The 14,803-nt window shown below is 63.2% G+C and carries 11 protein-coding genes; 6 read left to right on the top strand and 5 right to left on the bottom strand.

Translation table 11 applies throughout. The features are described 5' to 3' along the window. Window positions 1-68 precede the first annotated feature (68 nt). The 5 genes from H4I92_RS14295 (at window position 69) to H4I92_RS14315 (ending at window position 10,393) form a co-directional block, all read left to right on the top strand. Window positions 69-758, top strand: coding sequence for a GntR family transcriptional regulator (locus tag H4I92_RS14295; RefSeq protein ID WP_077531219.1), 690 nt, complete (start codon window positions 69-71; stop codon window positions 756-758). A gap of 11 nt (window positions 759-769) precedes the next feature. After that, a complete protein-coding gene (gene smc / locus H4I92_RS14300) occupies window positions 770-4,267 on the top strand; it encodes a chromosome segregation protein SMC (protein WP_077531220.1) in 3,498 nt (1,165 codons plus the stop codon). A 115-nt stretch (window positions 4,268-4,382) separates the two neighbouring features. After that, window positions 4,383-5,504 carry a cell division protein ZipA gene (gene zipA / locus H4I92_RS14305; protein WP_077531221.1) on the top strand — a complete coding sequence of 374 codons (1,122 nt, stop codon included), beginning with the start codon at window positions 4,383-4,385 and terminating at the stop codon, window positions 5,502-5,504. 14 nt (window positions 5,505-5,518) lie between these two features. Beyond that, window positions 5,519-7,540 carry an NAD-dependent DNA ligase LigA gene (ligA, locus tag H4I92_RS14310; RefSeq protein WP_077531222.1) on the top strand — a complete coding sequence of 674 codons (2,022 nt, stop codon included), beginning with the start codon at window positions 5,519-5,521 and terminating at the stop codon, window positions 7,538-7,540. Window positions 7,541-7,666: 126 nt separating this feature from the next. Beyond that, window positions 7,667-10,393 (top strand): hypothetical protein, encoded by a 2,727-nt coding sequence (locus H4I92_RS14315; protein ID WP_143512714.1) that lies wholly within the window; start codon window positions 7,667-7,669, stop codon window positions 10,391-10,393. Here H4I92_RS14315 and H4I92_RS14320 read toward each other — a convergent pair whose 3' ends face one another. Both H4I92_RS14320 and mnmC1 read right to left on the bottom strand, forming a co-directional pair. Next, window positions 10,394-11,020, bottom strand: coding sequence for a CBS domain-containing protein (locus H4I92_RS14320; protein WP_077531786.1), 627 nt, complete (start codon window positions 11,018-11,020; stop codon window positions 10,394-10,396). A 69-nt stretch (window positions 11,021-11,089) separates the two neighbouring features. Beyond that, on the bottom strand, window positions 11,090-12,205 hold the full coding sequence (gene mnmC1 / locus H4I92_RS14325) for an FAD-dependent 5-carboxymethylaminomethyl-2-thiouridine(34) oxidoreductase MnmC1 (RefSeq protein WP_077531224.1): 1,116 nt from the start codon (window positions 12,203-12,205) through the stop codon (window positions 11,090-11,092). 105 nt (window positions 12,206-12,310) lie between these two features. Between mnmC1 and H4I92_RS14330 the strand changes: the two genes are divergently transcribed. Then, the gene (locus H4I92_RS14330; protein WP_077531225.1) at window positions 12,311-13,051 is read left to right on the top strand and encodes a cyclic di-GMP-binding domain-containing protein, MshE-related; all 741 of its coding nucleotides are present in this window, start codon (window positions 12,311-12,313) and stop codon (window positions 13,049-13,051) included. Window positions 13,052-13,064: 13 nt separating this feature from the next. Here H4I92_RS14330 and H4I92_RS14335 read toward each other — a convergent pair whose 3' ends face one another. The 3 genes from H4I92_RS14335 to flgA all read right to left on the bottom strand — a co-directional run bounded on the left by H4I92_RS14335 (window position 13,065) and on the right by flgA (window position 14,754). Next, a complete protein-coding gene (locus H4I92_RS14335; protein ID WP_077531226.1) occupies window positions 13,065-13,556 on the bottom strand; it encodes a flagella synthesis protein FlgN in 492 nt (163 codons plus the stop codon). A 6-nt stretch (window positions 13,557-13,562) separates the two neighbouring features. Continuing rightward, complete coding sequence (gene flgM, locus H4I92_RS14340) at window positions 13,563-13,886, bottom strand: flagellar biosynthesis anti-sigma factor FlgM (RefSeq protein ID WP_143512716.1); 324 nt, start codon at window positions 13,884-13,886, stop codon at window positions 13,563-13,565. A 136-nt stretch (window positions 13,887-14,022) separates the two neighbouring features. Beyond that, window positions 14,023-14,754, bottom strand: a complete 732-nt coding sequence (gene flgA, locus H4I92_RS14345; protein ID WP_245800990.1) for a flagellar basal body P-ring formation chaperone FlgA — start codon at window positions 14,752-14,754, stop codon at window positions 14,023-14,025. Window positions 14,755-14,803 lie beyond the last annotated feature (49 nt).

Consider the following 14,803-nt stretch of genomic DNA (forward strand, 5'->3'; position numbering starts at 1 on the left):
GTGTCCCATTGTCGGGCTGTTGTGATATGATCCTCCAGCTTATACAGGGAAGGGGTAGGTCGCTCACTATGCAATTCCAGGCGCCGGAAAGTCTCTCCGAACAGATTGCCCAGCACATCGGCCGCCAGATCATCACCGGCGCTCTGCGCCCTGGTGAACGCATCCAGGAGCTCAAGGTGGCCGGGGAGCTGGACGTCAGTCGCGGCTCGGTGCGCGAGGCGCTTCTGATCCTGGAGCGCCGCCATCTCATCCGCATCTACCCACGCAAGGGGGCTGTTGTCTCCGGCATGACGCCGGAACTGGTGAACAGCCTCTACGACATCTACCTGAATCTGCTCGAGATGCTCGCCGACCGCTTCATGGCCCGGCGGACTGAAAGCGATGAGCAGCCGCTGCTCCAGTCCATCCACCAGCTCTGTCGCCGCCTCAGTGGTGATTCATCTGAGGTAAGTGAAGTGATTGACGGCGGCCTGGAAGTGATGCGCCGGTGCTACCCGGTGGTGGCCAACCCCTACCTGGAGGAAACCCTGGAGAACTTCCGGCCCGCCATCAGCCGCACCTATTACTTGGTTCTGGCTAATGATCCAGGGGAAATGCAGGTCTCCAGAACCTATTTCCAACGCATCGCGGACCGTGTCGAGTCGGATGATCACCAGGGTGTGACCGAGGTGATCCGGGCTTTCGGTGAACACCAGCGCGAAGTGGCTCTCCAGGCGCTGGCCCGGGATGAATCGCTTACCGTCGAACCCGCTACCTGAGCCGGTCGCCCATGCGCCTGAAGTCCATCAAGCTCGCCGGCTTCAAATCCTTTGTTGAACCCACCACGGTTCCCTTTCCCTCGAATATGACGGCGGTTGTGGGGCCCAACGGTTGCGGCAAGTCCAACATCATCGATGCCGTTCGCTGGGTCATGGGCGAGAGCTCGGCCAAGTACCTGCGCGGCGAGGCCATGAGCGACGTCATCTTCAACGGCTCAACCAGTCGCAAACCCGTGGGGCAGGCCTCCATCGAGCTGGTATTTGATAACAGTGACGGTACGGCGCCCGGTGAATACGGCCGTTTCAACGAGATTTCCGTCAAGCGCCGCGTCACCCGTGAAGGACAGTCCGACTACTTCATGAACGGTGCCAAGTGCCGGCGCCGGGACATCACCGACCTGTTCCTGGGCACCGGCCTGGGGCCGCGCAGCTACGCCATCATCGAGCAGGGCATGATCTCGCGCCTGATCGAGGCCAAGCCCGAGGAACTGCGCCACTACATCGAGGAAGCAGCGGGCATTTCGCGCTACAAGGAGCGCCGGCGCGAGACCGAGAACCGGATGCGTCGGACCCAGGAGAACATCGACCGCCTGACCGACCTGCGGGACGAGCTCGACCGCCAGCTCCAGCATCTGGAAAAACAGGCGGAAGCGGCGGAAAAATACCGGGCCCTGAAGCAGGAGGAGCGTGAGAAGCAGGCGGAGCTGGCGGTGCTGCGCTGGCGTGATCTGGATGCCTCACTGCAGGAACACCGCAGGGCGATTGGCGAGGCCGAAACCGCCCAGGAAAAGGTGGTCACCGAGCGTACCTCGCTGGAGTCCGAGCTGGAATCCCTGCGCCAGGAGCACAGCGACCGCAGCGAACGCTTCAACCAGGCCCAGGGGCGCTACTACGAGGCCGGCGCGGAGATCGCGCGGGTTGAACAGAATCTGAAGAACCAGAAGCGCAATGCCCGCCAGGCCGCCGAGGATCTGGAGCAGGCACTCGCGAGCCGCAGGGAGGTGGCGAAGGAACTGGAGCAGGACCAGGAGCGGCTGGACAGCGTCACCAGCGAACTGACAACGGTTGAGCCGGAACTGGAAACCGCCTCTGCCCGCGCCGAGGAATTCGGCGAACGGCTGGCCGACGCGGAGACCCGCATGCAGGAGTGGCAGCAGCGTTGGGAGGATTTCAGCCAGCGTTCCGCGGATGACCGCCAGCAGGCGGAAGTGGGGCAGTCCCGGATCAAGGCCAGCGAGGACGCACTGCTGAAGCTCCGCGAGCGCCGCCAGCGCCTGGAGGAGGAACGGGCCACCCTGGACCACGATGACCGCTCCGGGGAGGAAGCCACACTCGAGAATGAACGCGAGGAACAGCAGGCCCGGGTTGAAGAGGCACGGGAACGGGTCGAGACCCATACCGAACAGCTGGAGCGGGATCGCGAGGCGATCGAGCAGCTGGAGCCGGAGCTCAACGAGAAGCGTGGCCGGCTGCAGACCCTGAACGGGCGTCTGGCTTCCGAGCAGGCACTTCTGGAAGGGCAGCTGGGTGACAGTGACGAACGCCGCCGGGAATGGCTCAGCCAGCAGGGCTGGGAGCAGGCCCAGCGCCTGGCCCAGACACTGGAGGTGAGTGAAGGCTGGGAGAAAGCGGTGGAAGCCGTACTCGGCCCACTGGCGCAGGCACTGGTCCTGAACCCGGATGATTACGACGGCACTGTCCTCACGCAGGCACCCTCGGGGCTGACCATTGCGCATGCCTCCGGTGTAGGCGCGGACGCCGTGCCCGGCACGCTGCTGGCGGAAGTTGGCCGTGGCGGGAGTGTTGCCGGGTGGCTGGCCCGCGTCTGGTGCGCAGGCGATCTGAATGATGTACTGGCGCGCCGTGGTTCCCTGGCGGACGGTGAATCCCTGGTTACCCCGGGCGGCATCTGGGTCGGCCCTGAATGGCTGCGCCTTCCGGATGAGGGGGATGATGACACCGGCGTGATTGAACGCCAGAAGCGTGTTGAAGCCCTGGAAGAAGAATCCGCTTCCCTGCAGGAATCGGTTACCGAGGGTGAGGAGCGCCTGCAGCAGCTGCGGGCCTCGCGTGATGAGACCGAGGCGGCACTGGAAGAGGCACGCGCGGCACTCAGTGATGCGCGTGAATCGCTCTCCGCCACGGAATCCCGTTTTGAGGCCTTCCGCGCCCGCATGGAGCAGGTCCGGGAGCGGGCACGGCGGATCAGCGAGGATCTGGCGGATCTGGATACCCAGGAAGCGGATGAGAACGAGCGGCTGGAAGAGGCCCGTGCCAGCTGGCAGGAAGCCATGGACCGCATGAACGAGAATGCGGACTGGAAGGAATCACTGCTCAGCGAACGTGATGACCTGCGCACGAAGCTTGATGACGAGCGCCAGCAGGCCCGTCATGCCCGGGACCACCATCACCAGCTCCAGCTGCAGGTGCAGGACCTGAAAAACCGTAAGGAAGCCCTGGAGCAGACCCTGGAACGGATGAAGAGCCAGCAGGGGCGTCTGGACGAACGTATTGAGGTTCAGCGCGAGACCCGGGAGAACGCCAAGGCCCCGATCCAGGACCTGGAGATGGAACTGGAAGGGCTGCTGGAGCGGCGCGTGCAGGAGGAAGAGAAGCTCAACGAGGCGCGAGAGGCCCTGGATGCCATCGATGAGCAGGTCCGGGACCGGGAGCAGCGCCGCGGCCAGGTGGAGCAGGATGTGCAGCAGGCCCGGGAGAAACTCGAGAAGCTGCGCATGGACACCCAGGCCATCGAACTTCAGGCCCGCCAGTATCTGGAGCAGCTTGAGGAACTGGAGGTCAGCCGGGAATCCGTACAGGAAGGGCTTCCCGAGGACGCCACCGCCGAGGCCTGGCAGCAGGAGCTGACCCGCATCGGCAACCGCATCCAGCGCCTGGGCGCCATCAATCTGGCGGCCATCGACGAGTACCGGGTGGCGAGCGAACGCAAGACCTATCTGGATGAACAGGATCAGGACCTGCAGGAGGCCCTGGAGTCACTGGAATCCGCCATCCGCCGGATCGACCGCGAGACCCGTGCCCGCTTCCGGGAGACTTTCGATGCCATCAATCAGGGGCTGCAGAACCTCTTCCCTCGGGTCTTCGGCGGGGGCAGCGCCCATCTGGAGATGACCGGGGACGACCTTCTCGAAACCGGCGTGGCCATCATGGCGCGGCCTCCGGGCAAGAAGAACACCACCATCCATCTGCTTTCCGGTGGCGAGAAGGCACTGACCGCGATCGCGCTGGTGTTCTCGATCTTCCAGCTCAACCCCGCCCCCTTCTGCATGCTGGACGAGGTGGACGCGCCGCTGGATGACGCCAACGTCGGGCGTTATGCGAAGATGGTGAAGGAGATGAGTGAGCACGTTCAGTTCATCTACATCACCCACAACAAGATCTCCATGGAACTCTCCAATCAGCTCATGGGCGTGACCATGCATGAGCCCGGGGTGTCCCGGCTGGTCTCCGTGGATGTGGAAGAGGCGGCGGTACTGGCCGACAGCTGATGAACAAGCCGCAATGCCCCGGCATTGTCTTGACCGGGGTCATTGCCTAAAGTGGCAGTCAAAACGGGCGCACCCGGATGCGCTGGGGGTAACCCTTGAGGACAGATAGAGGATCATGAGTCTCAGAGAGTGGCTGATCATCATTGGGGCGCTGCTGATCATCGGCGTGGTCGTTGACGGACTGCGGCGCATGCGCCGTGCCCGCCAGGACTCGCTGGAAATCCAGCGCGGCATGGGCGGGGACGGTATCGGGCAGACCCCGATCGACGATGGATACAACCCGGAACTGCCCACTGGTGGCGCGAGGCCGGTCAGGGGCGCCGGGCCGGATTCCGGGGAAGAGGCTGCCGGGGCGGGAGCCGCTGAGCCCCAGCCAGCGTCGAAGCCGGAGACCGGGCCAGAGCCCGAACCTGAGCGCGTTCCCACACTCGAACCTGAGCGGGCTGAGGGGCCAGACTCCGCATCCCAACAGGAGCCGGAGCGGCCCTCTGATCCGGAACCCCAAGACGAACCCCTTACGGCAGCGGATGACGACGGCATTGTGGGCCCGGCCCGGGTCCGGGGTGAATCCGTCCTCCGTGAGCGCGCGGCGGAGGCCGGCGACGCTGCCGGTGAAGCCGCCAGCCGTATCAGTGCCGGAGCCCGGGAGATCTGGAGCCGTATCCGTGATGGTGTGGCCCCGGAAGAGGCGGAGAGCAGTGGGGCGGATTCCAGTGCCAGCGCCACCACACCCCAGCAGGAAACGCCAGAGGCCGGCAATGCCCCCGAAGAACCGCCGGTAGCTGGCGCCAACCGGCCGGAAGCCGAGGAGGTGATCGTCATCCATGCCCATTGCCGGGATGACGGGCATTACACCGGCGCCACCATCAAGCGCATTCTGGAAGCCTGTGGCATGGAGTACGGCGATCTTGGCATCTATCACCGGCATGAGGAAGCGGATACCCGCACGCCGGTTCAGTTCAGCGTGGCCAGCGCGGTGTCGCCCGGCACCCTGACGCCGGAGGAGATTGAGACCCTCGAAACCCCCGGGCTCAGTTTTTTTATGAGCCTACCCGGGCCCAGCCAGCCAGTACAGGCGTTTGATTTCATGCTGGAAACCGCCAACACCGTGGTGCGCAACCTGGGAGGCGAGCTGCGTGACGAGCACCGCAGCGTCATGACCAGCCAGACCATTGAACACTGCCGCCAGCGCATCCGTGAGTTCGAACGCAAGCGCCGCTCCCCGGCCAGAGCCTGAGAGGATTGCCGCCCGTGACCCGGGAAGACAGCCCCGAACAGCGTATCGACGCCCTGCGTCGGGAAATCGACCATCACAACTACCGCTATTACGCGCTCGACGACCCGGAAGTCTCGGATGAGCATTATGACCGGCTCCTGCGGGAACTGCAGGAGCTGGAGTCACAGCATCCCGAGCTGGTAACCCCCGAGTCGCCGACACAGCGGGTGGGCATGGCCCCGGACTCCCTGTTCGCGGAAGCGCCCCACGAAACGCCCATGCTGTCCCTGGACAACGCCTTTGACGAGGATGAGCTCCGGGACTTTGACCGCCGCGTAAGGGAGCGGCTGGGCCGCGATGAGCCGGTGGACTATGCCTGCGAGCCCAAGCTCGATGGCCTTGCAATCAGCCTGCTGTACCGCAACGGTGTGCTTCACCGCGCCGCCACCCGTGGCGATGGCTACACCGGCGAGGACATCACCGCGAATGTCCGCACCATCCGCGCGATCCCCCTGCAGCTCTATGGTGATGACTACCCCGATGCCTTTGAGGTACGCGGGGAGGCCTACATGCCCCTGGATGGGTTTGAGCGCCTCAACCAGCACCTGGTGGAGGCCGGGGAGAAGACCTTCGTGAACCCGCGCAACGCGGCGGCGGGCAGTCTCCGCAACAAGGATCCACGGGTGCCGGCGCGGCGGCCCCTGTCGTTCAGTGCCTACAGCGTGGACGTCCCCGAGGATGCCGGTCTGCCGGCCCGCCATTACGACCAGTTGCTCAAGCTGCGGGATTGGGGCTTCCGGATTGATCCCGAAGTCCGCCTGGTGACCGGGATCGAGGACTGCATCACCTATTACCGTGAGATGCTCGAGAAACGGGAAACGCTCAATTACGAGATCGACGGCATCGTCTACAAGGTCAACGATCTGGCGCTGCAGGACCGGCTGGGTTTTGTCTCCCGGGCGCCACGCTGGGCCATCGCCACCAAGTTTCCGGCCCACGAGGTCATGACCCGGGTGCGCGAGGTTGCCTTCCAGGTGGGTCGTACCGGTGCCATAACGCCGGTGGCGCGACTGGACCCGGTGTTTGTGGGGGGCGTCACGGTCAGCAACACCACTCTCCACAACATGGATGAAATCGGCCGGCTGGGGCTGCGCGAGGGCGACTGGGTGATGATCCGCCGGGCCGGGGACGTGATTCCCCAGGTGGTGCGTGTGCTGACCGAGAAACGGCCTGAAGGTACCCGTGTGATCGAGCTGCCGGAATCCTGCCCGGAATGCGGCTCCGCCATCGAACAGCCCGAGGATGAGGCTGTGGCGCGCTGCACGGGGGGCCTGTTCTGCCCGGCCCAGCGCAAGGAGGCCATCCGGCATTACGCCTCCCGCCGCGCCCTGGATATCGAGGGGCTGGGCGAGCAGTGGGTCAACGTGCTGGTGGACGAGGGCATGGTTGAGACGGTGGCGGACCTTTATCACCTGAAGGTGTCGGATCTGACCCGGCTTGAGCGCATGGGCGAGAAGTCTGCCTCCAACCTGGTGAACGCCATAGCCGACAGCCGCGAGCCGGATCTGGATCGGTTGATCTATGCCCTGGGTATCCGCGAGGTCGGTGAGGCCACCGCGCGGGGGCTGGCACGGCACTTCGGGGAGCTGGACGCCCTCATGGACGCGGATGAGGAACAGCTTCAGGAGATCGAGGATGTGGGCCCCGTGGTGGCGGGTCATATCCGCAGCTTTTTTGCCGAACCCCATAACCGCGAGATCATCCAGCGTCTGCGCGAGGCCGGCGTCAGCTATCGGGCACCGGAACGGGTGGCCGATTCGGAATCGCCCTTTTCCGGTACAACCGTGGTGGTGACCGGAGCACTGGAGCGGTATTCCCGGGACCAGGCCCGCGCCGCGCTGGAAGCCCGGGGAGCGAAGGTGGCCGGCAGCGTTTCGAGCAACACCGACTACTTGGTGGCGGGCGAGGGCGGTGGCTCCAAGCTCAGCAAGGCCCGCCAGCAGGGCGTGACCATCCTTGATGAAGCAACCTTTCTGGAGTGGCTCGGCGAAGCGTGACTGTGTCACAGAATCGTCAGCCGCCCCCTGAATCTGAGAACCAGTACGGATCCGCCCTATGGCGGATCCCCTACCATGGATGACGTTTCGAGACCCGACGGCCCCCGACCCGGGAGAATGTCATCCGTGAGTGTGAGCACGAACGCTGTTCCATTGCGCCGTTCCCTGAAGGCGCTGCTTCTGGCCCTGCCACTGCTGCTGATGGGCTGCGGTGATACCAGCAATTCCCCGGAGGATCCCCGGATTCTCGGTTTTCCACCCCAGGTGGCCTATCTGGGCGTGGACTACAATTACAACTTCGGCGCCGTGGGCGGCGACAATCTCCTCAACTATTCGCTGGTCAACAACCCCTCCTGGCTGGCCCTGGAAGCGACTACCAACAAAGCCCGCAAGGGCATCGTCCTGAGAGGTGTTCCCGGCATTACGGGCGGCCGCGAGGGCGAGGATGATCTGGGTCAGTACGACAACATCCGCATCGCCACCAATGATGGCAACCTGATCGGGGACAGCGAGTTCAGCGTCGAGGTCCGGCACAACCCCCTGGAGCTGGCTGCCGGCACTGTGACCGAGGGGGAACCCTATGAGCCTGAGGTGAGCAAGGATTCGGACGAGGTCTGTGAGGTTCCGGACATGAGTGTGAGCCCGGGTGTGACGGTTGATCACCAGAATATTGTTACCGGGGATAAGGAGGTAACGGGTCCTGGTGACTACAGCGGCGCCGCCAGGGACTACCAGACCCATCGAGCCCTGATCCGGGTGGATCTGGGGCAGCCTTCGGTCGAGCCCATGGCCGTGCGCTTCCGCATTGAGGGCCAGGAGTGTGATCCGGCGGATGCAGAGGAACTGCCCTGTGAGTATGAGGACGGTAAGCAGAATCAGGCGATCTACGGGGAGGACCTGGTTCTGGACGGTAACACCCGCTACGGATCCGGGTTCCCGGAGCCGCCTGAATACCTCGAGTACCTGAGCGAAGATGACACCGGAGGTACCGGGCTGCTCCATTTTGAAGCCGGGCAGACCACCTGCTTCATCCCGGTCTGGGTCCATGACGACAACCTTGCCGAGAACACTGAAGTCTTCAACGTTGAGCTTCAGGAGGTAACAGAGGGTATTGCCAGCCTGGATGAAAACGGCGCGGTGCGTACCCGAAGCATCTCGATTGAGGACGATACCCCGACGGCGGATTTTGAGGCGGAGAGTATTACGGTGAGTGAAAACGGGGGGCGGGAGGTAACGGCCACTCTGAACCGCTCTAATGACACCGGTGAAACGCTTTACGCGGCGGTTGAAGTCGCAGAGGTCAATGATGGTTCTCCCTGGGAGGTGAAGCTTTGTCCTGACCAAGGGAGCAGTGATAGTGAGTGTGCGACGGTTGATGAGGACGGCAATGATGACTCGCTGGTCATTGAGTTTGCTAAGGGCAGTAACGAGGCCACCTTCTACGTACAGGCGCAGACCGGGTCTGATGCCCCTCTCAGGGAGGAAGTCATGCGGGAGCTGCAGTTTGACCAGAGCTTCCAGTACGGTCGCGAATTCGCGGCGGCGACCACGGACAGCACCGTTGAGACCCATATCAGCGAATGGCCCGATGATGTGACGCAGAGTGAGCTTGGGTTCCCTGTTGATCGCTTGGTTGCCGGAGCCTTGGGGGAGGTCTATGTCGCGGGCGTTGACAGCTCCAGGGCGATCCGTCTTCAGAGCATCAACCGGCTTGGCAATCCCGATGTGAGTGCGGGTGCGCAGAGTGACGTGGTGGCCCTGGGGGAAAACAGTGGTGTGGACAGTGGTGACTGGCCCCAGACGTCGGAAGCAATCCAGCTGGCCTTTGCGGGCCAGAATACCGGCACAAAAGGTTCCCCACAGGTTACCCGCTACCTTGGAGTGGCTTATCCAACCGCTTCCGATGAGGGGATGGTGAAGCTTTTCCGCTCCACCATCTCCACGCGCGATTTCGATGATGACGGTAATGATGAGACGGAGCGCTCTGAGAGAGGCGATGAGTTCCTGTGGCAGAGATCGCCTGTTGCGGGCGGCGTATGGGATCAGAAGACGCTGGATGTGAACCAGAACGGAACACTCTACGCGAGCGCTGTTGGTGACGGTTCGGTGCGCGCGGGGCGGATTGATACCGGAGAAGACAGCAATGGAAACCCGATTGCGGATCCGGCCTGGACTGAAAGTCTGGAGGCCACTGATCCACTACTCAACGGGCTTTTTGCCACCGACACAGCTGGCATCGTGGCTCTGGGCAGCGACAGGGGTGCGGTAGATCCCGGTTCCTTTATCGGCGGTGAGGACTTCTATCTGTTCTCCCGTGATGCGGATGGTGGGGCCGTGAATGAGCGGGTCCAGTTCGGCACGGAAGGGGAAGACAGAGCGACGTTGTCCGATGCGGACGGGAGCCGTTTCTGGCTGGCCGGTGATGAGGGCGGCCCCTATGAAGGAGATGGCTCCGGAGATTTTGAGGAGGACGCGGAGGGTTCTGCCAGGCCCTTCCTGATTGCCGTTAACAGCAATGGCGCTCTGCAGGGAGCGATCCATCCCAGCGATCTGGATGATCAGGTCAGTAATATCCAGGCCCTTGCCGTTTCCGGGGATGACGCTTTTATTGCCGGGCAGACCGGGGACGACAGGGTCTACCTGATGGGTGTTCGCTACACCGGGTCCTCGTCTGAGGATGAGCCATCGATTGAGCAGCGCTGGAGCACCATTGTTGATGGTGCGGACTCGATAGCGGACATGGATAACTATCGCGACCGCAAGCTTTATCTTGTAGCTGATGAAGGCTCTGAGCAGTGGATTCGTCTTTTCGACCAGAGCGGGAACGCGCTCACGCAGCCGCCCACACCCTGATCAGATGGTTGTATGCAGGTGGTGTCCGTCTGCATACAGGCGCAGGAAATCCGTGCCCGTGATGATGCCTGCCGGCTGGTTGTTGTGGTTGATCACCAGCGCAGCGCTGAGTTCATGGCTGAGCATCTGCTGGGCAAGATGGTGGGCGTCTGTTTCCGGGGTGACGGTTATGAAGGAGGGGAGCTCACAGCCGGACAGTGGCGCGTTCTCGTCCATGCCTTCCCGTATCTGGCGCAGTACCCAGGTTTCATCGATCAGGCCCGCGACTTCCCCGGCCTCGGTGGTCACCACCAGGTGATGGACCAGGTGCTGGGCCATGGTATCCAGGGCTGTCCGCAGTGAGGCCTTTGCGCTGATGGTGTGGAGCGCCGGGGAAGCAAGCCGGCTTGAAGGCAGATAGGGAGACTCCGCGTCGCCTTCACCGCCTGACTCCTCCTGGTATTCCTGCAGGGCGCGACGGACCTGGGGCTTCCCCTGGAACCGTGCCGGCTCCTCGGGCTGCTCCGTGTTCGATGCAGTCCGGCGGATGGCATCGGTCTCGTCCGTACCCTGGACACGCCTTGCCCGCAGTGCTTCGGGCAGCCGTGTACCCACCGGCCGGCCCGGCTCCGCAATATGAATGGCCATGGCATTGCCCCCCATTGATGCGTTTCCAAAGGTTATCGGCCGGTTTGCGGAAAATTCAAGGAACCAGCGCTAACTCTTAAAGAATCGCAGGGGACTCACACGCTGAGCGGCGTCCGCCGGAAGAGGGGAAGGCGAGCCCGAGATCAGGGCTGTAAGGTGCTCAGCGAGCAGGGGCGCGTACATCAGACCCTTGCCGCCCAGGCCGGCAAGCACAAACCGGTCATTGAGGTGCCCTGCGACGGGCATATGGTCCGGCGTGGTACTGCGGAAACCAACCCAGTGGCCGGGGTCGTGGTTCTCTTCCAGCTGACCCGCAAGTGCCGGGAGCCAATGGCCCAGGTTCTCGATGTTGGCCCTATCGCTGGGGGCATCCGGTGTTCCGAGGCCGGAATCCCGGTCGAAGGTGGCTCCCACACATACCCGGCCATGGAACGGAGGCAGTGCATAACCGGCCCCGGCCAGCGCTACTTTGGGAGCTGCTGAGGTGGCGGGCAGGGTGGTGAGTTGTCCTCGGATGCGGCCCAGCGGAAGGTTCGGTGCCCATTCATTGGTGGCGGCACCGGTGGCGACAACCAGCGTGGATGCCTCAAGGGTGCCCCCTTCCGGAAGGGCCAGCCGCCAGAAATCGGTGTCGGGCTGGATCCGGCCCCCGTCCGCCACTGCGGTGATCACCCGTATCAATGGATGGCTGAGCGCGGCCTGCCGTAACGCATCCACGCGTATGTGGCCACCGCCTGGAAACCAGAGCCCCGGCACCCCGAGTTCAAGCCCGCTCAACAGCGAGGCCCGGTCACTGTCGACCGGTTCCAGGAATTCCGGATTCCACTGGTTGCGGGCCAGGAGTTTCTCCTGCCGCTGCTGTTCCCGTTCGTTCCAGGCGAGGCTCAGTGTCCCGGTGCCAGACCAGAAATCGATCTCCGGGTGTTCGGTCTGTAGGCGGGTGTAGAATTCTGGGGCTGCCAGGAAGGCTTGATGGGCCAGGCGGGTTTCCGGGTTGTAGTCCACAGCCGGCTTCATATAGAGCGCGCCCCGGCGTTCCGGATCCAGAGGAAAGGGCAGGGCAGGATCCAGCATCGTCACCTGTATGCCGCTCTCCGCGAGTCGGCGTGCCGCAAGGCTTCCGGCGACCCCGGCGCCAATGATGATCACGCGCCGTTGTGGATCCGTTGCATCATGAGAGGCCATTTGACGTTCCGTTACCTTTCATAAAGTTTAATTTCTGTACACGGAGAACGGGCCGCGCCACTATGATCTCGGATTTTCGGATTGCACAACAAGAGGGTGACATCCATGGCAACGCCCAACTCCCAGCAGCTTGAGAAAAGCCGTCTTGGCCGGCTACTGGTCAATCGTGGCTACATCTCGGACTACCAGCTCCAGGTGGCGCTGGAGGAACAGCGAGAGTCCGGCGAAAAGCTGGGTGCAATTCTCATACGTGCAGACTGGCTTTCCGAGCGGGAGCTGCAGCGCACGCTGCGACACCAGAACCGGTACCGCTATGCAGCAGCCCTGACCGCCATGGTGGTTACGCCCCTGCAGCCGGTGGCTGCTTTGGCATCGCCCACCCCTGCACTCCCCACCAAGGCGCCGCAGACCAGCGGCGAGCAGGTGGGCGTGGATAGACCCGGTATGCAGCCGCTCAGTGAGGGCGAAATGGGGGGCGTGGTTGCACAGGGGGGTGGCGCGTTGCCGGCGGGTGCGGTTGAGCTGTCTGTAATTCCTGAGTCCGACCGGGAAGCTGAAGACCAGGCTTTGGATGCCCTGGAATTCACGGCGCGCGCTTTCCTGCCTGCAATGAATTTTCTGGATGCGGACGTTACGGTCACCGGTGTGGAGTTCGGGCCGGAAGGCCCCGGATTCACCATTGGCCAGCAGGGCGGTGTGAGCCTTGCCATGCCTGAGCGTATCCGTGAAATCCGCATGGAAGGCATCCGCGTGGACGGCGCCCCGGCTTCCCGTTCCATGGGTAACATCACCATGAGGGATGTCCGTTTCTCCAGTGACTCCAGCCTGACGATCCGGTCCCGCTGAGCGGGCCGGGGATTCAGGCGCTGGCGAATACCTGGCTGTGAGTAAGGCTGCGGGACTCGCCGGTGCTTCCGTACAGTGCCTGTTGCTGGTCCGCGCCACGGATGATGTCCGAGATTCGGGAGATTCGGCGCTGAAGGTGGCCGAGAATACGGCCGTTTACGGCATTGCGATGTTGGCATTCGTTGAGCTGCTTCTGGGCGGCTTCCCAGCGTTGCATCAGGACTGAGTCCGCGCCTGCCTGGTTACGCAGGTAATCGCTGATGGCCTGACCGCTGTCCGGCCGGTACCCGATCTGGGCAAGCAGGCGGATTTTCTGTTTCGCCCGCTCCCTGAGTGCGTCGAGCAATTCGTTCTTCTCACTGGTCGCCTGTTCCAGCTGTTGCATATCATTGCCGGCGAGGGCCCGGTGTTCCTGCTCCAGTACTTCGGCCAGCCGGGTGAGGTTGGCCTCGTCTTTCTTCAGCAGTTGATCCAGCGTTTCGAACGTTGTCTTGCGGTCAGTCATGGCGTTTTACCCGAAAATGCTGTTATCCACATCAAGCATTTTCTGGGCCAGTTTTTCGGCATCGACTGAGTAGGAACCGTCCTCAAGCGCTTCTCGGATACGTGACACCTTGGCGTCGTCCACTTCCGGCTGTTGCTGGAGCGTCTGCTCAGCAGCCTTGATGTTGCGCGCGTCAGGGCTGAGGTCCACCCGCGTGCTTTCACGCGCCTGTGAGCCGCCTTCTGCGGGCTGCTGTGGTGCCTTCTGTCCCTGGGCGTCGTCGCGCTGCCGCAGGGTCTGTTTCTGGGTGTTGAGGGCGTTGTTGTTGGCCCCATTGAAGTCGATTGCCATGGCTTTCACCCCGTTCGAATCCGGATTCTCTGTAAATTGTAACGGCAGCGTGGCCGCAGACTTTAGCCTTGCTCGGCAATTTTTTCACCAGCAGGCAGGGAACTGCCGCCGATCGGCACGATCCTGCCGCTTGCGCTCAGTTGATGGCGACGCGCCCGGGCTCGGTGATCCGACCCCGGATCCGGCGTCCCGAGTTTTCATTCACCACTGGAATCTGCTCACCCACACGGCCACTGCGCTCCGCCTTGCCCCGGGTGGTGATGGAGAATACATCGTTGCCGGCGGAGATGACGACGCGGTCGCCGCGCTCCACCGCCAGCGGTTTTTCCAGCATTCGGGGCGTGATGGCGGTGCCGGCGCGGATGGTGCGCCTGGCCTGCATCCCGATCATGTGCTCCGCATCCCGGAACCCGCTGCGGCGCTGTTCGTTGAGGACCACCTGGCTGGAGCGCAGCATATTCGAGCTGAGGCGCTCTCCGCGGCTAATGGGGCGCTCCGCGACCCAGCCGTCCACCTGGATGCGCACCGTGGCGCTGAGAAAGATCCGCCATGGGCGATCTCCCTCGCAGCTGACCAGCAGGGTGCTCCGTGTGGAACGCTTCGGGTCGCCGGCAAATTCAACCTCCAGTGGCTGTGGGCAGCGGTTGAGGGACAGCCGGTTGTCCACGCTGCCGATCTCGTATTCAACCTCGCGCCCTTTCTGGGCCTGTTTCTGGCTGAAGGATTTCAGGAAACGGTCCGCCGCCTCTGTGATGCGTTCAGCGGTGTTTTGTTCCGGTTCTGAGGCAGCTGCCACCCCGGGCAGCAGCAGGGCCGCCAGGAGGACACGACGGAAAACCGGCAATGGATTGGCGTTGGCGATGCGCATGGTGGTCAAAATGTCCTATCCTTGCGGGTAATCGGTGCCGCGTTCGACC

The organism is Vreelandella halophila, assembly GCF_019903425.1.
GTDB lineage: Bacteria > Pseudomonadota > Gammaproteobacteria > Pseudomonadales > Oleiphilaceae > Halospina > Halospina halophila.